Here is a 21,097-nt window from a genome sequence, read left to right on the forward strand (position 1 = left end):
ACGATGGCGAAAAAAATGCCGGAAATCGGTGATTATAAATATGGGTTCCACGACAAAGATGTTTCAGTATTTAGATCAAAAAGAGGTCTGACTGAAGACATCGTAAGAGAAATTTCAAGTATTAAGGAAGAACCAGAATGGATGCTTAAGTCTCGTTTGAAAGCATTGAAACTGTTTTATTCAATGCCGATGCCACAATGGGGCGGCGATTTGGCTTCATTAAACTTTGATGAAATTACGTATTACGTAAAACCTTCAGAAGCAAGCCAAACTTCATGGGATGAAGTTCCTGAAGAAATCAAACGTACGTTTGATAAATTAGGAATTCCAGAAGCAGAGCAAAAGTATTTAGCTGGTGTATCAGCTCAATATGAATCTGAAGTTGTTTACCACAACATGAAAGTAGAATTGGAAGACATGGGTATCGTCTTTAAAGATACTGGTTCTGCACTTCGTGAAAACGAAGACCTTTTCAAAGAATATTGGCAGTCTGTAATTCCAGCAGCAGACAATAAATTTGCTGCATTGAATACAGCTGTTTGGTCTGGTGGATCATTTATCTATGTTCCTAAAGGCATTAAAGTGGAATCACCACTTCAAGCTTATTTCCGTATTAACTCAGAAAACATGGGTCAATTTGAACGTACGTTGATCATTGTAGATGAAGGCGCAAGCGTTCATTATGTAGAAGGTTGTACAGCTCCTGTTTACACGACAAATTCACTTCACTCAGCTGTTGTTGAAATTATCGTGAAAAAAGATGCTTATTGCCGTTATACAACAATTCAAAACTGGGCAAACAACGTCTTTAACCTTGTAACGAAACGTGCATTTGTGTACGAAAACGGGACAATGGAATGGATTGATGGCAACATTGGTTCGAAATTGACGATGAAATATCCAGCGGTTTACTTGAAAGGTGAAGGCGCACGTGGCATGACATTGTCAATCGCTATCGCTGGTAAAGGACAACACCAAGATGCTGGTGCAAAAATGATTCACTTGGCTCCAAATACGTCTTCTTCGATTGTTTCGAAATCAATTTCAAAACAAGGCGGGAAAGTATCGTATCGCGGAATCGTTCATTTTGGACGTAAAGCTGACGGCGCACGTTCGAACATCGAATGCGACACGTTAATCATGGATAACCAATCAACTTCTGATACAATTCCATACAACGAAATCTTAAACGATAACGTTTCTTTGGAACATGAAGCGAAAGTTTCAAAAGTATCTGAAGAGCAGTTATTCTACTTGATGAGCCGTGGCGTTTCTGAGCAAGAAGCTACAGAAATGATCGTAATGGGCTTTATCGAACCATTTACAAAAGAACTTCCAATGGAATATGCGGTTGAAATGAACCGTTTAATCAAGTTCGAAATGGAAGGCTCGATCGGTTAATAAATTTACCTGTAACTCTTGGTGTGACAATGCTCACGCCAAGGGTTATTTTTATTGACTTGTTTAAAAATTTAACTAGCTTGTTCTTATAGTTTGAATTATTGCTTAATGGGTATAGCATTACAGTATATAAATCTTTAGGAGGTATGTGGAACATGAGTCAGAAATTCGAAGCTTTAAAAGAGAAATTAAGCAACGCAGACTTAAGTGAAGCAAAAGAAGTATTAGTACAAGCGAAAGAAGCTTATGATGATGGAAAAATTGATGAAACCGAAAAGAAAGAATTGATGGATTCTGCAAAATCCTTAATTGCGAAAAAAGGGATTGGTGGGTTATTCTAAAACCTTGAAATCATTACTTATAAATAAGCTTAGGCATACTTTAATGTACGCCTAAGCTTATTTTTTAATGTTTTTCAACGCTTCTCGTTTACTAAGAGGCATTAACTCATGTGTAGAGACAAACGTTTCTACACATTCAGCATCTGTTTTGGCATATTCACGTAATGCCCAGCCAATGGATTTTTGGATAAAAAATTCAGGTGATTCTACATGTTGTAAAATAATTTGAGAGAGTACCGCTGTATCTGTTTGCTTTTTGTATTTCAGTTGATGAAGAATCGCAGCACGAATTGTCCACATATTTTCTGCTTGGGACCATTCCACCATCAAAAGTGTTCCAGCAGTTCTTTCTTTTCGAACAACATGACCTAGAGTTCGTATAGCAATTGAATCTACACTGTCCCACCAGGACTTGTTTTCTATTAATTGCCTAACAAAGGACAAATCTTCAAGCATTAACTCCTTTCTCATTCTGTCTAGTAAGGCAATCGCTGCGTATTGATATTCTCTTTCCGGCAGTTCATATAGTTTCCAAACTGCTTCTGTTAATTTCTCTCGAGAAGGTAATTGGTACGCTGATAAGTGTTTTTTTAATAGTTCATTTCGCAATGGATTTTTGATACCTAAAAAGTCAAATTGATACCGCATATATGCTGACATCGGCATAGCCAGTTCAGGATTACGATTCGCTTCAAAACTATTGATTATCCCTTGATGGTCCCATATTTTTTTCGCGGTTGTCGCATCTCCTCAAGTTAAAAAGCATTTGACATATAGGATACTTATTAAAAAAAGACGTTCTATTTTTTCTATGTTATCATAAAATAATAACGAAAATGGAGGCGGGACAATGATTTATGTAGGGTTGACGGGTTGGGGAGACCATCCGGATGTCTATAGCCCGGGCTCAAAGAAAACAGATAAACTAAGTGATTATGGTGCTCATTTTCCAATTGTTGAACTGGATTCTTCTTTCTATGCAGTTCAACCGGAACGCAATATTCGGAAATGGATTGCGGAAACACCTGCGCAATTCCAATTTATCGTCAAAGCTTATCAAGGCATGACTGGTCATTTGCGTGGTGAAAATCCGTTTGAGTCACGTGATGCCATGTTTGATGCATTTTGTAAGTCTGTACAACCTTTAAAAGAAGAAGGGAAATTGGCAATGGTGTTACTGCAATTTCCACCATGGTTTGATTGTCAAAAAGACAATGTCGATCAGCTTCGGGAAATTATTGGGCGTCTCAAAGATTTTGACTTAGCGATTGAGTTTCGCCATCAATCCTGGTATGCGAATGGCATGAGCGAAAAAACCTTGGATTTTCTACGTGACCACAACTTAATCCACTCGGTTTGTGATGAACCACAAGCGGGTGAGGGATCAATTCCGCTTGTACCAATAGCTACTAGGAATGATAAAGTGTTAATGCGCATTCATGGTCGTAACGTTCATGGCTGGTTAAACCCTGGCCATGGGCAAAACTGGCGAGAAGTTCGCTATTTATATGATTACAATAAAGATGAGCTCGAAGATATTAGTGATGCCGTAAAGTCATTAGCTAAGACTACTGAAAATGTTTACGTGATTTTTAATAATAATTCAGGGGGGCATGCAGCAGGTGACGCCAAGCAGTTTCAAAAGATGAATGATTTATCATTTGATGGGCTTTCACCAAAACAAATGGACTTATTTGAAGGAGGATTTTAATGGTTTTCGTTGTTATGGCAGTTGTCGGAGTAATGTCTGGCATACTGGGTGCTCTTATTGGTTTAGGGGGGGGCGTTATACTAGTGCCCGCCTTGTTGTTTATGGGTACTAGCTTTGCTTTTTTTCCTGAACTTTCACCACAAAAAATTGTGGGATTATCGGTCATCATGATGATTTTTACAGGTCTTTCATCGACCTTGGCCTATATGAAAGTTCGTACAGTGGATTACAAAAGTGGATTTATTTTTTTTGCGGGAAGTGCACCGGGGACAATCGTCGGTGCTTTTATTAATAAAAATTTAGATTTGCCATCATTTAATTTGTATTTTGGTATTCTCCTTGTGTTTCTTTCGGTACTTTTGTTGTTGCGCGACCACCTCAAGGCAGTCCATTGGTTTGTAGATAACGGTCGGAAGACCACTTTTATTGACAGAGAAAACAAACAATACATTTATGGTTATCCGATTTGGTTTGCTTTGCTCTTAACATTCTTTGTCGGAATTGCTTCCGGGTTATTTGGAATCGGCGGCGGTTCAATTATTGTGCCGGCAATGATTCTTCTGTTTTTGTTTCCTCCTCATGTAGCCGTTGGGACATCGATGTTAATGGTTTTTCTATCAGCACTTGTCAATTCGGTTACGCATATTTCACTGGGTAACGTCCCGTGGATATATACGCTCGCGGTCGTACCAGGTGCTTATATTGGTGCAAAAATAGGAGCAGCGTTAAACAAACGTCTCAATTCGGAAATGTTAGTCACCATTTTGCGAATTGTGCTTCTAGTGCTCGGGCTACGTTCAATCTATGAAGGAATATTTAGCAACTAAAGAGGTGTTTTCATGAGCGAAACTATTCATATTTATCATACGAATGATTTACACAGTCATTTTGCAAACTGGCCTCGCATTAAATCGTTTTTAGCAGAACGAAAAAGATGGCATGAAGGAGAAGGGGACGTTTGTCTGATTTTAGATATTGGCGACCATGTTGATCGTTCGCACCCTTATACGGAAGGCACAGCGGGTAAAGGCAATGTTCAATTACTTAACGAAGCAAATTATGATGCAGTGACAATCGGCAATAACGAGGGCATCACATTGTCTAAAGAAGAACTTGATGAATTATATATTCAAGCTGAATTTGATGTAGTGGTATCGAATTTATTTGATTTGCATGGTAACCGACCAAAATGGGCCAAGTCTCACCGAATTATTCGGACAGCAAGTGGCACACGTATTGGTTTAGTTGGAGCAACAGCCGAGTTCACTCCGTTTTATCGCAAGCTGGGGTGGGAAATCACAGATGCAAAAGAGTCCATTATTCAAACAGTAAAAGAAATTCAAGATGATACCGATTTGATTGTTTGTTTATCACATTTGGGCATTAAAGACGATGAGCTACTAGCAGAGCTTTGTCCGCAGATTAATATTATTTTAGGTGCACACACTCACCATGTTTTTCATGATGGGAAATGGCAAGGTGATACACTACTCGGAGCTGCTGGGAAGTTCGGTTTTTTTGTTGGACATATTGCAGTTGAGAAAGAATTTGAAAAAACTTCAGCTCGGTTGATTGAAGTATCTGGGCTGTGCGAAGTACAAGAGGGATTTGATGAACATCTAGTTGAACAAGGAAAAATTCAAATGAATGAACTTGTATTTTATAGCGATAAAAAGTTGAAAGCAGAGTGGTTTAAGGATTCAGAGCTTGCCACTTTGTTTGGTCAAGCGATGATTGAATTTACAGGAGCAGATTGTGCATTGTTCAATGCTGGAATATTCATGGAAGATATACGTGAAGGAGCGATGACTCGTTATAATTTTCATAAGATGTTGCCACATCCGATTAATCCATGTGTAGTTGAGTTAAGTGGAGCAGAGTTAAAAGAGATTTATTTGCAATCCTTGAATTCAGAATGGCCACAACTTGAGCTAAAAGGAATGGGTTTTCGAGGAGTGGTGTTTGGCAAAATGATTCATTTGAATATGGAGCTTATCGATCGCCGATTATATATCGGAAATCAACGAGTTGTGCATGATCAAATGTATCAATTGGTTACGTTAGATATGCTGACATTTGGCTATTTTTTTCCGAGTTTGAAAAGAGCAACGAAAACATATTTTATGCCAGAATTTCTTCGGGATGTATTTGGTCAATATTTTCATAACAAGGCGATAAAGTAGCAATGACAGGTAGAATATATATTCAGTTGATTTTGTAGTGATTTTGGGCTATGCTAAAAAGGAAAGTTATAATGGTGGGTAGAGGCTGCAGGACTGATCAGTAGGGTGCGCGAGTATGACCGCGTTGAACGTATCTGAAAGGAAGTTTTGCCGAAATTTATTTCTTATGGTCATAGGAAGTGGATTGGGGTCATTCTGAACAGGAATGTCACTGTCATTTAAGCAACTGCTTAAATGGAGGGCTACAGGGTTGTTTGATGTTTTATCGCACAGACGAATTGTAGAAGGCTGACTTAATCCAACTGGAGAGGTCAGCCTTTTTTGTCTCAATTTCACCCATCAAAAACAAGGAGGAGTTATTTTGGAGAATACGATTTTTTCGATTTTGCCACCGATTATTGCCATCGTTATGGTCTTATTAACACGACGTGTCCTATTGTCATTAGGTACAGGTATTGTGGCAGCAGCTATTATCCTAACATGGTTTTCACCACTAGAGGCCTTGCAGGAACTTGCTACATCATTCGCAATTATTTTTTGGGACGGTGGCTTTAACGCCTATAACGTCTTTATCATTCTGTTTCTTTTACTACTAGGTGTTATTACAGCATTTGTTAGTCTTTCAGGAGGTAGCCATGCTTTCGCTGAATGGGCATCAAACCACATTAAATCTCGTCGTGGTGCCAAGGTATTAACAGTCGTTCTTGGAATGGTAATCTTTATCGATGATTATTTTAATGCATTGGCTGTTGGGCAAGTTGCACGTCCGATTACAGACAAATACAAAGTTTCACGCGCAAAACTTGCTTACTTTATCGATTCGACTGCAGCACCTGTTTGTGTAGTCTCTCCTGTATCAAGTTGGGGAGCAGCAATTATTGGTATTATTGCCACCATTTTAGCTGGTCAAACTTTTGTAGAATATTCTGCACTTGAAGCGTTTCTTTGGATGGCACCAATGAATTTTTATGTTGTTGCTTCTCTTGCCATTGTCTTTTTTGTTGCAATCCGTGATGTTGATTTTGGCGAAATGAAAAAACATGAAGTATTAGCAATTTCAAAAGGACAGCTTTTCGATCCTGAAAAAACGATTCCTGGTGAAATGAAAGAAGAATTTCCGACTCATTCGCATGGACATGTGAGAGATTTATTGCTTCCTATTTTACTGTTGATTGTCGGAACAGTAGTCGCAATGATTTGGACTGGCTACCAAAATGCTGGCCAAGTATTCGATATTTGGTTAATCTTTGAAAATACAGATGTACCAGCTTCGTTATTGATAGGTGGATTATTAGGTGCTTTAACATCTATTATTCTTTACATGCTACAAATGAAAACAAATAAAACAGCCAACGTTGGCTGGATCGGTAAAGGTATTTGGGCCGGTATCAAGTCTATGATGGGCGCCGTATTAATACTAGTATTTGCGTGGTCATTGACTTCTTTAATTGGGTCATTAGAAACAGGCGCATACTTAGCAGGCGTTGTTTCTGACGGTAATGTTCCTACAGCGATCTTGCCAGTTCTTTTGTTTGTGTTAGCTGGAGTTATGGCTTTCTCTACAGGAACTTCATGGGGCTCATTCGGTATTCTTTTACCGATTGCCGGGACAATTATGATTGAAGCAGAACCTGCGTTATTATTGCCAGCGTTATCCGCAGTTTTAGCAGGTGCTGTATTTGGCGACCATTGTTCACCGATTTCTGATACGACAATCTTGTCATCAACAGGAGCGGGAAGTAACCATATGGACCATGTCTTAACGCAGATACCTTATGCATTAACAGCTGCTGGTATCGCTGCTATCGGGTATATTGTCATAGGGTTTACGGGTTCTTTACTGTTGTCATTAGGAGTTGTCCTAATCGTTTTAGTCGTGTTATTCGTTGTTTGGTCGCAACGAACAACTATTATTGAAAAACAACAAAATAATTAATAGAAGTAAGGCAGAGGAGCTTATCCTCTGCCTTTTTACTTTTGCGGCAATAGTTTTTTTCAATTATATTGCGAAAGTGTCTTTACATTAAAGCGCTCTCTCGGTATACTAATTTTAGATTAGTTAATAATCTGAAAACAAACAAAATTCCTATTTTTATGTAAAAAGAATGGGAAAACTAAGGGGGAAGAGAGATGGAACGTTCGCAATGGGGTACACGTGCTGGTTTTATCATGGCAGCTGTCGGCTCTGCAGTAGGGTTAGGTAACATTTGGCGTTTTCCGTATGTTGCCTTTGATAATGGTGGGGGTGCCTTTTTCATACCGTATCTATTTGCATTGTTAACTGCCGGGATACCAATTTTAATTTTAGAATTCACGATCGGCCATAAGTATAGAGGATCAGCGCCGTTGTCATTTTTCCGAATGGGCGGTAAAAAGTTAGAATGGCTTGGTTGGTGGGCAGTATTTGTATCCTTTGTTATATCTGTGTACTATGCGGTTATTATCGCTTGGGCTATGCGCTATACTATATTTTCTTTCAACCAAGCATGGGGTACAGATACGCAAGATTTCTTGTTTAACGAATTTTTACAACTAACTGTGAGCCCAGGTCAAACGGGTGGAGTTGTTTGGGGCGTCTTTATCCCACTTGTATTAGTGTGGATCATTACACTTGGTATTTTACTTGCAGGAGTTCAAAAAGGAATTGAAATGGCCAACCGTATTTTCATTCCAACATTGGTTATTATTTTCCTAGCTGTTGTTATTCGTGCGGTTACGCTTGATGGAGCTGCGCTAGGATTGGAAGCATTTTTCCAACCGGATTTTAGTGCTATTATGGAGCCGTCAGTATGGGTTGCAGCTTATGGGCATATCTTCTTTAGTTTATCTGTAGCATTTGCAATCATGATCACATACTCAAGTTATTTACCGAAAAAATCGGATATCACAAACAATGCTTTTATTACAGGGTTTGCAAACTCAAGCTTTGAATTATTAGCAGGTATCGGTGTTTTCGCAGCACTTGGCTTTATGGCAACGCAAGAAGGCGTTGCAGTTGCAGATGTTGCTGCAGGTGGTGTTGGACTTGCATTTGTGGTCTTCCCACAAATCATTAATGAGTTCCCAAGTTTTAACGGATTGTTTGGATTCTTATTCTTCCTTTCTTTAACGCTTGCAGGATTAACGTCATTAATGTCAATCACAGAGACGTACGTTGCAGGTTTTACTGAAAAATTTGGTATTTCACGCAGAAAAGCGGTTCTTTTTGGTGGTGGACTTGCGGCATTGATTTCAATCTTATTTGCAACTCAAGGTGGTTTGTTCTTCCTAGATCTTGCAGATTACTTTATCAACCAATTTGGTGTTGCTGCAGTAGGACTAGTAGAAGTTATTCTAGTAGTATGGGTATTCCGCAAAGCTGATTTGCTCAAAGCACACGCAAACGAAATTTCAGATATCAACCTAGGCGCATGGTGGAAAGTCAGCCTTGGAATCATTACGCCGATTGTTTTAGGCTACATGATGTTTGGACTACTGAAAATGAATATTCTTCAAGAGTTTGACACAGAAACTGGAAACTATGAAGGATATTCGAATATGTTCACCTTATCTGGAGGCGTAGCAGTAGCTTCTGCCGCAATAGTATTTGGTATTTTGTTCTCTATCGCTAAATGGCATAAAAACCAAAACGAATACGATGAGCGTAGTTAAAAGGGGGAGTAGCAAATGTCAGCGAGTTCAATTTTAGTCATGGTTATCGGAATGGTTTTAGTTTGGGGAGGCTTAGCTGCTAGTATTTTTCACGCAGTTAACACCGGCAGAAAGAAACGTAGTTCAAACGCTACAAATAACCTATAAAATAGTAGCCCGGAAACGAAAAGTTTCCGGGCTTTTCTATGGAGTTGGGGCACTATGGCAACTTGTGAGGAACACACCTTTATGATACATTTGGAATAGAACTAGATTCCGATTCAAATCAGATAGACAGGGGAAGATGTACATGACCGATAAAAAAGAACATCTCAGAAAGCCTGATTGGTTAAAAATTAAATTAAACACCAATGAAAACTATACCGATTTAAAAAAAATGATGCGAGAAAATAACTTGAATACGGTTTGTGAAGAAGCGAAATGTCCAAACATCCATGAATGCTGGGGAACACGGAGAACTGCAACTTTTATGATTTTAGGTGCTATTTGTACGAGAGCCTGTCGTTTTTGTGCAGTCAAAACAGGATTGCCAAATGAGTTGGATTTACAGGAGCCAGAACGTGTAGCAGCATCTATAAAGATGATGAATTTAAAGCATGCAGTTATCACAGCTGTTGCAAGGGACGATTTGAAGGATGGTGGTTCAGCGGTATTTGCTGAAACGATCCGAGCGATCAAACGTGCTAACCCGTTTACAACAATCGAAGTCTTGCCGTCTGATATGGGTGGAGTCTATGAAAATCTAGAACGGCTAATGGATGCAAAACCGGATATTTTAAATCACAATATCGAAACAGTACGTCGTCTTACTCCAAGAGTTCGTGCACGTGCTAAGTATGACCGCTCACTTGAGTTATTAAAGCGTTCTAAAGAAATGCATCCAGAAATTCCAACAAAATCTTCTTTGATGATTGGCTTGGGAGAAACAAAAGAAGAAATTATTGAAGTGATGGATGACTTGCGTGCGAACGATGTCGACATCATGACGATTGGTCAATATTTACAGCCATCGAAAAAACATTTAAGTGTACAAAAATATTATTCGCCTAAGGAATTTAAGGACTTATGGGAAATTGCGATGACTAAAGGATTTTCGCATTGCCAGGCAGGTCCGTTAGTTCGAAGCAGCTACCATGCGGATGAGCAAGTCAATGCAGCTGCTAAAGAGCGTCAGCGTCTAGGCGATATACAAGCAGCTGCTATAAACAGCTAATGGATGGTGAAAAAATGATTACATTGGATCAATGGCAATATGATATATTAATTGACCATCGGGAAGGTTTCAAAGAAGAGGCTATCACTACCCGTTACAGCGAAATTTTATCGAAATATGATTATATATTAGGTGACTGGGGCTATGGACAATTACGGTTAAAAGGCTTTTTTGAAGATACGAACCATAAGGCGACTTACGACACAAAAATAAGTACTTTGCAGGACTATCTTTACGAATACTGCAATTTTGGTTGCGCCTATTTTGTCATAAAAAAAGTTGGAAAAGCAATTCCTCCAACAGAAGAAGTTGTAGAGCAAACTCTCGAAGCGGATGAATAATCCGCTTGAGGGTTTTTTTTATGCAATATGATATGATAAAGAAAGAAAAGATAGATTTTCAAACGCCTATTGGAGGGTATTTTTATGTATTTTATTGACCGTAACAAAATCACTGAAACGATTCAGTATATGAATGCTTTATTGGAATTTTATGAAGCGCAACAACAATGGACATCATTTGGCGAGCAGCTCGCTTTAGAGCGTCTAGGTGCAAACATTATCGAGTCGATTATCGATGTCGGAAATTCAATGATTGACGGATTTATTATGCGTGATCCTGGAAGTTACGATGATATTATCGATATCTTAGTTGATGAAAAAGTGATCACTAAAGAGATGGACCAACCGCTTAAACGAGTAATTGCTTTGCGGAAAATGCTAGTTCGTGAATTTATGAAAGTAAATCATCAAGCAATTGTGAAAGCATTAGATGAAAACATTGAATCGTTAAAAGCATTTGGCCCAAAAGTTGAATATTATTTAGTTCATGAGCTTGGACCAGTTTCAGCATTTATACCGGAGACAAAAAATGGGAACTAGAAAAACGTATCGAGCATATTGTCTTGATTTAGACGGAACGGTTTATCGTGGATCAGAAATAGTTGAAGAGGCAGCAGAGTTTATCGAGCAGCTACAGCAACAAGAAATCGAACCTTTTTACATCACAAACAATGCATCGAAGACCCAACAACAATTACAAGATAAACTGGCTGGGTTTGGTATTGCAGCTAAAAAAGAGCGCATTATGTCTTCTGCAATTGCGGCAGCAAAATATATTAAACGTTGGTACCCTGAAAAAACCGTCTATATGATAGGTTCGGATGGCTTAGACCAAGCTTTGCGTCAAGAAGGACTTGAACGAGTAGAAGAAGAGGCAGATATCGTATTAATCGGACTTGATCGAAGTATTACATACGACAAGCTCGCAACTGCCTGTTTAGAGGTTCGAAAAGGTGCTGTTTTTTTATCTACCAATAAAGATTTAGCCTTTCCATCTGAAGAAGGTTTTTTGCCGGGGAATGGTGCAATCACACGTCTTGTTTCGGCATCAACTGGAGTCGAGCCAGTTTTTATCGGCAAACCGGAAATTCATATGCTAGAAACGATTCAACATGAAACTGGATTTAAAAAAAGTGAAATGGTGATGATTGGAGATAACTACGATACTGATATTCAAGCAGGAATCCGTTTTGGAATCGATACGATTCATGTCAATACAGGTGTCAGTAGTACACAGGAAGTAGAAGGAAAGGAACATCCACCAACTTATACAATTGAAAACCTTAGTTACTGGAATATGTGAAGACAAAAAAGCCCGGCTAGCGACATAACGTCGTTTTGCTGGGCTGCGGTGCATTTTGTAAATACACAGTGCGTCTGTGATTTTCTTTGCATTAAAAACCATTAACGTTTTAAAATAATGGATTTTCATCTATGAATTCATAGACCTTTTTAGTCAATTCATCTGGAGATTCAGCTTCCACAATTTCGCCATTGACCAGGGCATATAAAGACTCGGAACATTTTGTGCAATAGCTTAAACAGCCGTATTCCAAAACATCGAGATTGGGATCTCGTTCGAGTTTTTCAAAAGAACCTTGCGCGCCATTGACGATATTACTAATACAAAATTCTACAATTGGTTTCATTCTAAGTCACCTCACTACAACGAAATCCTACCTTTTTTAGCGACTAGAGTCAATTAATTGATTTCTAGCGAAAGCATTGTGAAAGTTATCACAATCAGCTATACTCATATGTGAGAAATTGATCTGACAGACGAAATTTAAAGGAGATTTTTATGCGAAAACTAGTCTTACTTGGAGGCGGATACGGCAATATGCGAATCTTACTTCGTTTATTGCCAACCAGCTTACCACAAGATACCGAAATCATTCTGATTGACCGTACCCCTTTCCACAGTATGAAGACAGAATTTTATGCGTTAGCGGCCGGGACAGAGTCGGACCATGAAGTCCGTGTACCTTTTCCAGAACACGAGCGCTTAACGCTTGTTAATGGTGAAATATTGGAAATCGGTCTTCAAGAAAAGTGCATTTTTATGGAAAATGGTGACCGTATTGCATATGATGATTTAGTTATTGGTTTAGGTTGTGAAGATAAATATCATAACGTTCCAGGAGCTGATGAATTTACGTACAGTATTCAAACAATCGGTAAATCGCGTGCGACTTATCAAGCTTTGCTTGGCTTGCCTGCAGGTGCAGTAGTAGGTGTCGTAGGAGCAGGTTTAAGTGGGATTGAGTTAGCTAGTGAATTGCGTGAAAGCCGAAAAGACTTGAACATTAAGTTGTTTGACCGCAGTCCTCGGATTTTACGTGATTTCCCTGAACGCTTAAGTAATTTTGTGAAAAACTGGTTCGAAAACCATAATGTTGACGTGGTATCAAATTCAAATATTACGCAAGTTGAACCGAAACTGCTCCACAATCATGAAGAAACGATTCCTGTAGATGCAGTTGTTTGGACAGCTGGTATTCAGCCTGTTAAACCGGTTCGTGATTTGGGTCTTGAATGTGACACTACTGGACGAGTAGTAATCAACCAATATCATCAATTACCAAATGATGATCATGTTTATGTGGTAGGAGATTGTGCTGCTTTACCTATGGCTCCTTCTGCACAGTTAGCAGAGGAACAAGCAGAGCAAATCGTCAAAATATTAAAAGCAATTTGGAAAGAAGAACCACTACCTGAAACAATGCCTGAAATTAAGTTAAAAGGATTCCTCGGTTCATTAGGGAAAAAGCAAGGATTTGCTTATTTAGCAGATCGTACAGTTACAGGCCGCATTGCCCGTTTGATGAAATCTGGCGTATTGTGGATGTACAAATGGCATAATGGTTAATTTAAAGCACGTAGACTGTAGGCAAACTTGATTTACTCAAGTTGTCTACAGTTTTTTATGTAAGTAGATTGCTAAAAGGTTTTGGAATATGTCTATTCCAAAACCTTTCTTCGCTTTTATTCAACTTCTGAAAAACCATGTTTTTCAAGTTCGCGATAAACAGGTTTTAACTGTACATAACCTTCTCCAACAACTTCACCTTCAACTAAAACTAAAGGATAGAAAAATTCATCGTCCATAATACGTTGTGCATAATCTTTTTGATGATCAATTTCAATCGGTTTCTCAATATCGATATAGGTAATTGAAAATGGTTGATCTTTGTATTTTCTTGAGATGGCGGCTTCTAGCCACTCATAAGTATCAATTGACGAAGGTGCATTGACACAACTTGCACAAATAACATCGGTTCCGTAGACTTCTATAGATAATTTCTTCTTCATAATTTGGACCCCCTGTGAATTCATTAGTGGCTTTTTCCCGCTAATCACATTATAATGATTATAATGAAAGGAGTCGATATAAATGACTGAAGCTTTGCTAGAAGATCAAGTAATGGAAGTCTTAGATAAATTACGTCCATTCCTTTTGCGTGATGGGGGAGACTGTGAACTTGTTGATATAGAGGATGGTATCGTAAAACTTCGTTTACTCGGCGCATGCGGAAGCTGCCCAAGTTCGACCATTACATTAAAAGCAGGAATTGAACGCGCGTTAGTGGAAGAAGTTCCTGGAATCGTAGAAGTAGAACAAGTATTTTAAATGCTAAGGGACCTTTTAGGTCTCTTTTTCAATATATATAAATGGAAGTAATTATTCTTAGTTCGATAGCCTTTTAATTTAAGGTCAACGGCTTGAAAAATGATGGAAATGATTGCTATGATAGAGACAGAGGAAGGTGATCAGATTGTCAGAAGTAGTTGAAATTACAGAAGCAGCCTCATTCCAGATTAAAGAAATGATGCGTCACAACGAAGAAGAAGGTTCCTATTTGCGCGTTGCCGTTAAAGGTGGCGGATGTAGTGGATTAACATATGGTATGGGGTTTGAAAAAGAAAAAACGAATGAAGATGACCGTTACGAACAATTTGATATTCCGATTTTAATTGCGAAAGAAGATGCTCCGATTCTTCAAGGTACTGTGGTCGATTACAAGCAGTCCTTAATGGGTGGCGGATTTACAATTGAAAACCCAAATGCCATTGCATCTTGCGGTTGTGGAACATCATTCCGTACAGCTAAAAAAGAAGGTACTCCTGAAAATTGTTAAAAGTCGGTCACAAACCGGCTTTTTTCTTGTGGATAAGTCTAGGTTAAACGTATTATTCGGTTGAAATCATCGAGTAATAGGTCTAATATAGAGGATAGATGTTTATCGATGCGTCAAGGTTTTACCGTTTTGACAATATTCGATTAAAAAATGACTTGAAGGTGGTTGCGATTGTGTTGAAAAGACCGTCAATATTAGTATTAGGTGCAGGTTACGGTGGATTAACTACTGTAGTAAACTTGCAAAAAGTTCTGGATACAGATGCTGCAGACATAACATTGATTAACAAAAACGAATATCATTACGAAAGCACATGGCTTCACGAAGCAGCTGCAGGTACATTACTTCCTGAGCAAGTGCGCTACGACATTAAAGATGTAATCGATAGTGTCAAAGTAAAATTTGTGCAAGCGACTGTTGAAGCAATTGACGTAGTCGGCAAAAAAGTTACGACAGATAATGGCGAATTTACATATGACTATATTGTCATCGCTCTTGGCTTCGAAGGTGAAACTTTCGGAATTGAAGGTCTTGATAAATATGCATTATCAATTGCTAACGTAAAAGCTGCACGTTACATCCGTGAGCACATTGAATTCCAATTTGCGACGTGGTCTGCAGAGCCAGTAAAAGACGACAGCCGTTTAACGATTATCGTTGGAGGAGCTGGATTTACGGGCATCGAATTCCTTGGTGAATTGGCTAACCGTGTACCTGAACTTTGCAAAGAGTACGATGTTCCAAATGAAAAAGTTCGTGTTGTATGTGTAGAAGCTGCACCAATGGTATTACCTGGGTTTGATCCAGAACTAGTAAACTATGCAGTCGGCCATTTAGAGTCTAAAGGCATTGAATTCTCAATTGGTACGCCGGTTGTAGAAGCAACTCCAGAAGGCGTTAAAATCAAAAAAGGCGAAGATGAGTTTGAATTCATCAAAGCTGGTACAGTTGTTTGGGCTGCAGGTATTCGTGGCAACAAATTAATTGAAGCTACAGCTATTGAAAACATGCGCGCTCGCGTTAAAGTTGAAAAAGATCTACGTGCTCCAGGTTACGATGATGTATTCATCATTGGTGATTGTGCATTGATGATCAACGAAGAAACAAATCGTCCGTATCCACCAACTGCACAGATTGCTATGCAGCAAGGGGAAGTTGTGGCGAAAAACTTAAAAGCGTTAATGAGCAATGACACAACAGTTGAATTTGTTCCAGATCTTAAAGGAACGGTTTGCTCACTTGGTGAAGATGATGCGATCGGCGTTGTTTTTGGCAAAAAAGTAACTGGCAAACGAGCTTCATTCATGAAAAAAATGATTGATAACCGTGCGTTATTTATGATTGGCGGACCGATGCTCGTGATGAAAAAAGGTAAATTCAACGTTCTATAAGCTGTACATTCAAAAGCTCCCTTTGCGGGGAGCTTTTTTTTGTAATTTTAGAGCATCTTCATTAAACGATTTTTAGCAGAAAGAGGGATGTTTGTGGCAACTAATAAGCGCGGAAATGTTTGGTTAGGTGCAGCCGGACTTGTCGTAAATTCAAAAGGCGAGTGGCTCGTTGTAAAAAAGAGATATGGCGGTCTGCATGGGAAGTGGTCATTGCCTGCCGGGTTTGTGCAAGGCAATGAAACAATTGATCAGGCGGCTTTGAGAGAAGTTAAAGAAGAAACCGGAATTGACTGCGAGATGATCGAACTGATTGGATTTCGTTCTGGAGTTCTTCAAGAAAAAATTAGCGATAACATGGCCATATTCTTATTGAAAGCGATAAATGAGAAACAGCCTGTAGTGGCACAATTATCTGAGTTGTATTCAGCAGATTGGTTATCCCCTAAAGAACTATCCACTGGTGGAGAAGCATCTGTAATGCTTGTTGAAATGGCTTCCTATTCATTAGAAAAAGGGTTAACACCTATAAGTCATGTAGATCCAGGAAAAGTTTTTGGTTATTCAGACTACAAATTATTTTTTAGAAAATAGCAGCTAACCAAATAAAATTAAAAAAATCAAGAAAATATTGATGATAGCGTTTACATACAAGCTTTATCTATTGCGCTCTGGATAAAGTCGTGCTATATTATCAGAATATTACAAACAAGAATAGAAGGAGGTGTTTCAAATGACAATCTTTAAAAAGGATAAAAATGTCAAAAATTGCCCATATTGTTCAGGACAAGGCTACTTTCAATTACGACTGGGTGGTTCAGAAACGTGCTCCTGCTGTTCGGGTTCAGGGAAAAAATAATTGTTTGATGATGGCGAATGGAGAGAAAGATTCCGTTCGCTTTTTTGTTTGTGGAAATTTTGCAAAGGAGTTGGCTTCTGCTATGTATCATAAGTGACAAAGCAATGAACTCTGTACAGTTGGATTGAAAGCCTTTGTTTTTTCGGTTAAACTGATGAAAGGAATAACGGAGGTTAGAATTCATGAACAGTTCATTTACGATTGTGCAATTGATTATTTCGATGTTGCTTTTTTATGTTATGTTCTTCGGAATTGGTTTTTTATTGAATATGTTACTTCGGATGACTTGGCTAATGGCTGTTGTTTATCCGGTAGTCATTTTATTGGTTGTGGATGATGTGGGCATATTTGATTATTTCACTAATCCAGGTGAATCTTTCGCAATGCTTGGAGACACCATTACATCTATGACTGGCAGTGACATTGCTGTTTTGCTTGCTGGTTGGGCAGGCGCGATCACGTCAGGTTTTGTTATGAAAATTTTACGCAAAATGGGTTATCAAATGTTTTAAAAAAATCGCCGATCCGGTAAAACGGATCGGCGATTTTTACGTTAATGTAATGGTTATCTAAGTATGCCGTAAACGATAAAGGAAATGGCAATTCCTGTTAAAGCACCCATAAACACTTCACTTGGTTTATGACCGAGCAAAGTTTTAAGTTCTTGAATTTTTTCTTCTTCTTTTTTCTGTGGCCATTTTCTCGTCTCTTCCATGAAAATATAGATGTCTTGTCGCATTTTGTTGATAGTCAAGGCTTGTTGACCTGCTTGGAACCGGACACCAGTAGCATCATACATAGTGATAACTGCAAACATAGTAGAAACCGCAAAAATCGTTGAAGATACGCCGTGTTCAAAAGCGACTGCAGTTGTTAAAGAGGTAACCGCAGCTGAATGGGAACTCGGCATGCCTCCAGTTGAAGAAAAAAGCTTCCAATCAAGTTCTCTTGTTACAGCGTACTGAATCGGAATTTTGATAAATTGAGCAAAGACAATTGCAAATAACGCAATCATAAGAGGGAGGTTTGAGAAAATTTCCATGTGGTGTCACAGCCTTTCTGTCTAAATATGTTCTCTTAGTATATCATAGACAAGAAAATGTCAGGACTGTTTTATTCCTTCGTAACACGAACTACTCGAATGCCGGATTAAGTGCTACACTTACAGAGAACGTATAAAAGGAGGAGTTTTATGCAAATCGAATTACACCAACATTCATATGACAATGGAGCAGAAATCCTCGTTGTCGGTTTAAGCCGTCATCCTGAGAACAGCAAAGGATGGGACGATTTCGCGAAACGATTTGATGGCAAATTGGAAAGTTGGACAAAACAAGATTTATCATATGATTTAAAATCTGTCATTACGTATCCTACACTTTCTGGCGCAATTCCACGCGTATTGTTTATCGGATTAAACGACCGGAAAAAGTTAACTGAAGAAGATCTCCGTTCTTGCTTTGGTTTAGTCGGCAAAGAACTAGCGAAGAAAAAAATTAAACACGCAGCGGTTTATATGGAGTCATTTGAAAACGACTCGATTAACAGTGAAGATGTTGCTTATTTAGCTTCTGAAGCGATTACATTGGGAGGCTATAGCTTTGATGATTACAAAACAACATCAAATGAAACCCAAGTAAAATTGGAAACCTTAACTTTCCTAGCAGAAGAAGTGCAAGAAGATGTGGAAGCAGCAGCAACAGTAGGGGCTATTTTTGGCCAGTCTGTTAACGATGCTCGAACACTTGTTAATATGCCTGCAAATATTTTAACGGCAACAGCAATGGGCGAATACGCAAGAGAACTTGGGGAAACGTATGGCTTTGAAACAGATATTTTAGGAAAAGCAGAACTTGAAGAACTCGGTATGGGAGCAATTCTTGCTGTCAACCAAGGTTCAACCGAAGAACCGCGTCTTATTGTCTTAAAATACAAAGCATCAGAAGGCTTTGAAGACCCACTAGCGCTTGTTGGTAAAGGTATAACCTTTGATACTGGTGGTTACTCAATCAAGCCTAAAGACGGCATTGTAGGCATGAAAGGCGATATGGGTGGAGCTGCGGCAGTACTAGGTGCTATGAAAATCATTGGTGAACTTCAGCCAAAACAAAACGTTATCGCTGTTATTGCTTCGACAGACAATATGATTTCAGGCAATGCTTTCAAACCGGATGATGTTATTACCTCCATGAGTGGTAAAACGATTGAAATTTTAAATACCGATGCTGAAGGTCGTTTAGTATTGGCAGATTCTGTTAGCTATGCGAAACAACTGGGAGCAACAAAAATCGTTGATGTTGCAACGTTAACAGGTGGAGTTATTGTTGCGTTAGGTAAAGACAAAACAGGCGCCTTAACAAACGACGAAGCCTTTTTTGAAACTTTCTTAGAAGCCTCTATGGAAAGTGGCGAATTTGTTTGGCGCTTGCCATTAACAGAAAGTGATAAAAAACGCATTCGCACAAGCAATGTAGCAGATTTGAACAACTCACCTGGGCGCGATGGTCATATGATTTTTGGCGGCGGATTTGTTGGGGAATTTGCAGGGGACACGCCTTGGATTCATTTAGATATCGCAGGAACTTCAGATGCAGACAGCGCTCACGATCTTGGACCAAAAGGTGGTACGGGCGCGATGGTACGTACACTCGCGATGCTAGTTGAAAAAATGGCAGATGAGCAATAAAAAATTGAAATAAAATAGCCAGCGAAAAGTAACATACTTTTCGCTGGCTATTTTTTATTCTTCAGGCGTTTTGTTATTTAACAGTTTATCCTTTTTGTTTTTGATTGCGACTTTCATATCATCACGTACTGTTTCGTCAGCAACACTGATGCCGGACATATATGCAGCGCGTCCGATTAAATGTCCACCTACAGGAGCGGTAATAAACAAGAACGCAATCGCAATAATTAGCTGTGTATTGAATATACCTTCGATTAACCAAAAGTGGATAAAGGCAGCAAGCAATACACATAGGACACCAAGCGTAGAGCTCTTAGAAGCCGCGTGTGTGCGTGTATAAACATCTGGCAGGCGGATAAGACCAAGAGCCGTAACCAAGCTAAATATGACCCCTGTGCTCATTAATACAATGATGACAATGTTAATTATGGTCGTTTCGATCGAAAATCTCTCCTCTCTCAAGGAATTTCGCAAAAGCGGTCGTTCCGATAAAGGACAAGATGCTTAATAACAAGATGACTTCGAGAAAGAATTCTGTCTCGATGATTAAAGACAACAAAGCGATAATCGATACCAGTGCAATACCGATTGCATCGAGTGCTACGACACGGTCGGCAATTGTTGGACCTTTAACAAGTCGGAAAAGAAGGCCAGTAAAGCCTAGGCTAACAAGAATTAGCGAAACCCAGTAAAACGTCATCATGGGCGGCTCACCTCCAAAATCGCACGTTCGAATGTATCTTTAATGGAATTGACGGCATCTTCAATGTCATCAAAGTCTAGCGCGTGAATATATAGTCTTTTCTGGTCATCTGAAATACCGACTACAAGTGTCCCTGGCGTTAACGTGATTAACGCAGATAACAATGTAATTTCCCAGTCTTCTTTTAACTCAGTTTCTAATTCGAAAATAGCAGGCTTTAAATTCATCTTCGGTTTAATCACAATAAACAAAACCTGCATACTCGATTTGAATAATTCTTTAAGAAACAAGAAAAACAACGAAATTACTGCCCAAACTCTTGAAGTATAAAGCCGGTATGAAAAGAACCGGCGCATTAAAATAATGATACCAAGGCCAACTAGAAAACCAATCGCGAATCCTGATGGGCTAAAGGAAACGGTCATGAACATCCAGACAAAGGCCAAGAAGAAATTCAATAAAATTTGTAAAGCCATATGTC

General features: G+C 39.0%; 27 protein-coding genes and 1 riboswitch. Of the genes, 20 read left to right on the forward strand and 7 right to left on the reverse strand.

Annotated elements, in window-relative coordinates:
- Positions 1–3 precede the first annotated feature (3 nt).
- Together sufB and MLE13_RS15320 are read left to right on the forward strand one after the other, a co-directional pair.
- A complete protein-coding gene (gene sufB, locus MLE13_RS15315) occupies positions 4–1,401 on the forward strand; it encodes a Fe-S cluster assembly protein SufB (protein WP_240750589.1) in 1,398 nt (465 codons plus the stop codon).
- A 155-nt stretch (positions 1,402–1,556) separates the two neighbouring features.
- Positions 1,557–1,742 carry a hypothetical protein gene (locus MLE13_RS15320; RefSeq protein WP_240750591.1) on the forward strand — a complete coding sequence of 62 codons (186 nt, stop codon included), beginning with the start codon at positions 1,557–1,559 and terminating at the stop codon, positions 1,740–1,742.
- A gap of 57 nt (positions 1,743–1,799) precedes the next feature.
- Here MLE13_RS15320 and MLE13_RS15325 read toward each other — a convergent pair whose 3' ends face one another.
- Entirely contained in the window at positions 1,800–2,468 is a 669-nt protein-coding gene (locus MLE13_RS15325; RefSeq protein WP_346429178.1) for a DNA alkylation repair protein, read from the reverse strand.
- 124 nt (positions 2,469–2,592) lie between these two features.
- Between MLE13_RS15325 and MLE13_RS15330 the strand changes: the two genes are divergently transcribed.
- The 10 genes from MLE13_RS15330 (at position 2,593) to MLE13_RS15375 (ending at position 12,144) form a co-directional block, all read left to right on the forward strand.
- Positions 2,593–3,453 carry a DUF72 domain-containing protein gene (locus MLE13_RS15330; RefSeq protein ID WP_240750594.1) on the forward strand — a complete coding sequence of 287 codons (861 nt, stop codon included), beginning with the start codon at positions 2,593–2,595 and terminating at the stop codon, positions 3,451–3,453.
- Complete coding sequence (locus MLE13_RS15335) at positions 3,453–4,280, forward strand: sulfite exporter TauE/SafE family protein (protein ID WP_240750595.1); 828 nt, start codon at positions 3,453–3,455, stop codon at positions 4,278–4,280. Before MLE13_RS15330 ends, MLE13_RS15335 begins: the two co-directional genes overlap by 1 nt.
- A 12-nt stretch (positions 4,281–4,292) precedes the next feature.
- On the forward strand, positions 4,293–5,636 hold the full coding sequence (locus MLE13_RS15340) for a bifunctional metallophosphatase/5'-nucleotidase (RefSeq protein ID WP_240750597.1): 1,344 nt from the start codon (positions 4,293–4,295) through the stop codon (positions 5,634–5,636).
- A gap of 71 nt (positions 5,637–5,707) precedes the next feature.
- Positions 5,708–5,889, forward strand: a riboswitch (Lysine riboswitch).
- Positions 5,890–5,997: 108 nt separating this feature from the next.
- Positions 5,998–7,572, forward strand: coding sequence for a Na+/H+ antiporter NhaC family protein (locus tag MLE13_RS15345; RefSeq protein ID WP_240750599.1), 1,575 nt, complete (start codon positions 5,998–6,000; stop codon positions 7,570–7,572).
- Between the two features lie 194 nt (positions 7,573–7,766).
- The gene (locus tag MLE13_RS15350; protein ID WP_240750600.1) at positions 7,767–9,287 is read left to right on the forward strand and encodes a sodium-dependent transporter; all 1,521 of its coding nucleotides are present in this window, start codon (positions 7,767–7,769) and stop codon (positions 9,285–9,287) included.
- A gap of 15 nt (positions 9,288–9,302) precedes the next feature.
- Positions 9,303–9,434: a MetS family NSS transporter small subunit gene (locus MLE13_RS15355; RefSeq protein WP_240750602.1), complete on the forward strand. Its 132-nt coding sequence runs from the start codon at positions 9,303–9,305 to the stop codon at positions 9,432–9,434.
- A 142-nt stretch (positions 9,435–9,576) separates the two neighbouring features.
- Complete coding sequence (gene lipA / locus MLE13_RS15360; RefSeq protein ID WP_240750604.1) at positions 9,577–10,500, forward strand: lipoyl synthase; 924 nt, start codon at positions 9,577–9,579, stop codon at positions 10,498–10,500.
- Between the two features lie 14 nt (positions 10,501–10,514).
- A complete protein-coding gene (locus MLE13_RS15365; RefSeq protein ID WP_240750606.1) occupies positions 10,515–10,841 on the forward strand; it encodes a YutD family protein in 327 nt (108 codons plus the stop codon).
- 84 nt (positions 10,842–10,925) lie between these two features.
- Positions 10,926–11,381 carry a DUF86 domain-containing protein gene (locus tag MLE13_RS15370; RefSeq protein WP_240750608.1) on the forward strand — a complete coding sequence of 152 codons (456 nt, stop codon included), beginning with the start codon at positions 10,926–10,928 and terminating at the stop codon, positions 11,379–11,381.
- A complete protein-coding gene (locus MLE13_RS15375; protein WP_240750610.1) occupies positions 11,371–12,144 on the forward strand; it encodes a TIGR01457 family HAD-type hydrolase in 774 nt (257 codons plus the stop codon). The genes MLE13_RS15370 and MLE13_RS15375 overlap by 11 nt, the downstream gene beginning before the upstream one ends.
- Before the next feature lie 109 nt (positions 12,145–12,253).
- Here MLE13_RS15375 and MLE13_RS15380 read toward each other — a convergent pair whose 3' ends face one another.
- Positions 12,254–12,490, reverse strand: a complete 237-nt coding sequence (locus tag MLE13_RS15380; RefSeq protein WP_008429472.1) for a YuzB family protein — start codon at positions 12,488–12,490, stop codon at positions 12,254–12,256.
- A gap of 152 nt (positions 12,491–12,642) precedes the next feature.
- Here MLE13_RS15380 and MLE13_RS15385 point away from each other — a divergent pair, with 152 nt between their 5' ends.
- Positions 12,643–13,710: an NAD(P)/FAD-dependent oxidoreductase gene (locus MLE13_RS15385; protein ID WP_240750612.1), complete on the forward strand. Its 1,068-nt coding sequence runs from the start codon at positions 12,643–12,645 to the stop codon at positions 13,708–13,710.
- 116 nt (positions 13,711–13,826) lie between these two features.
- On the opposite strand, the gene MLE13_RS15390 is transcribed toward MLE13_RS15385, so the two are convergent.
- A complete protein-coding gene (locus tag MLE13_RS15390; RefSeq protein ID WP_240750613.1) occupies positions 13,827–14,153 on the reverse strand; it encodes a YuzD family protein in 327 nt (108 codons plus the stop codon).
- 82 nt (positions 14,154–14,235) lie between these two features.
- Here MLE13_RS15390 and MLE13_RS15395 point away from each other — a divergent pair, with 82 nt between their 5' ends.
- The 6 genes from MLE13_RS15395 to MLE13_RS15420 all read left to right on the forward strand — a co-directional run bounded on the left by MLE13_RS15395 (position 14,236) and on the right by MLE13_RS15420 (position 17,739).
- Positions 14,236–14,472 (forward strand): NifU family protein, encoded by a 237-nt coding sequence (locus MLE13_RS15395; protein ID WP_008429467.1) that lies wholly within the window; start codon positions 14,236–14,238, stop codon positions 14,470–14,472.
- Between the two features lie 145 nt (positions 14,473–14,617).
- Positions 14,618–14,980 (forward strand): HesB/IscA family protein, encoded by a 363-nt coding sequence (locus tag MLE13_RS15400; protein ID WP_240750615.1) that lies wholly within the window; start codon positions 14,618–14,620, stop codon positions 14,978–14,980.
- Between the two features lie 176 nt (positions 14,981–15,156).
- Entirely contained in the window at positions 15,157–16,371 is a 1,215-nt protein-coding gene (locus tag MLE13_RS15405; protein WP_240750646.1) for an NAD(P)/FAD-dependent oxidoreductase, read from the forward strand.
- A 93-nt stretch (positions 16,372–16,464) separates the two neighbouring features.
- Positions 16,465–16,962: an NUDIX domain-containing protein gene (locus MLE13_RS15410; RefSeq protein ID WP_240750617.1), complete on the forward strand. Its 498-nt coding sequence runs from the start codon at positions 16,465–16,467 to the stop codon at positions 16,960–16,962.
- A 139-nt stretch (positions 16,963–17,101) separates the two neighbouring features.
- A complete protein-coding gene (locus MLE13_RS15415; protein ID WP_162138558.1) occupies positions 17,102–17,227 on the forward strand; it encodes a YuiA family protein in 126 nt (41 codons plus the stop codon).
- A gap of 182 nt (positions 17,228–17,409) precedes the next feature.
- The gene (locus tag MLE13_RS15420) at positions 17,410–17,739 is read left to right on the forward strand and encodes a YuiB family protein (RefSeq protein ID WP_240750618.1); all 330 of its coding nucleotides are present in this window, start codon (positions 17,410–17,412) and stop codon (positions 17,737–17,739) included.
- A 53-nt stretch (positions 17,740–17,792) separates the two neighbouring features.
- On the opposite strand, the gene MLE13_RS15425 is transcribed toward MLE13_RS15420, so the two are convergent.
- On the reverse strand, positions 17,793–18,269 hold the full coding sequence (locus MLE13_RS15425) for a divergent PAP2 family protein (RefSeq protein ID WP_240750619.1): 477 nt from the start codon (positions 18,267–18,269) through the stop codon (positions 17,793–17,795).
- A gap of 150 nt (positions 18,270–18,419) precedes the next feature.
- Here MLE13_RS15425 and MLE13_RS15430 point away from each other — a divergent pair, with 150 nt between their 5' ends.
- Positions 18,420–19,913, forward strand: coding sequence for a leucyl aminopeptidase (locus MLE13_RS15430; protein WP_240750620.1), 1,494 nt, complete (start codon positions 18,420–18,422; stop codon positions 19,911–19,913).
- Positions 19,914–19,967: 54 nt separating this feature from the next.
- Here MLE13_RS15430 and mnhG read toward each other — a convergent pair whose 3' ends face one another.
- From mnhG to MLE13_RS15445, 3 genes are read right to left on the reverse strand one after another with little or no spacing between them, the layout of a single operon-like run.
- Positions 19,968–20,315 carry a monovalent cation/H(+) antiporter subunit G gene (mnhG, locus tag MLE13_RS15435; protein ID WP_240750648.1) on the reverse strand — a complete coding sequence of 116 codons (348 nt, stop codon included), beginning with the start codon at positions 20,313–20,315 and terminating at the stop codon, positions 19,968–19,970.
- A gap of 19 nt (positions 20,316–20,334) precedes the next feature.
- Positions 20,335–20,616 carry a Na(+)/H(+) antiporter subunit F1 gene (locus MLE13_RS15440; protein ID WP_240750621.1) on the reverse strand — a complete coding sequence of 94 codons (282 nt, stop codon included), beginning with the start codon at positions 20,614–20,616 and terminating at the stop codon, positions 20,335–20,337.
- Entirely contained in the window at positions 20,613–21,092 is a 480-nt protein-coding gene (locus MLE13_RS15445; RefSeq protein WP_240750622.1) for a Na+/H+ antiporter subunit E, read from the reverse strand. The genes MLE13_RS15440 and MLE13_RS15445 overlap by 4 nt, the downstream gene beginning before the upstream one ends.
- Positions 21,093–21,097 lie beyond the last annotated feature (5 nt).

The sequence above is a fragment of the Planococcus halocryophilus genome, from assembly GCF_022489025.1.
In the GTDB taxonomy this organism is placed as follows: Bacteria; Bacillota; Bacilli; order Bacillales_A; family Planococcaceae; genus Planococcus; species Planococcus halocryophilus_A.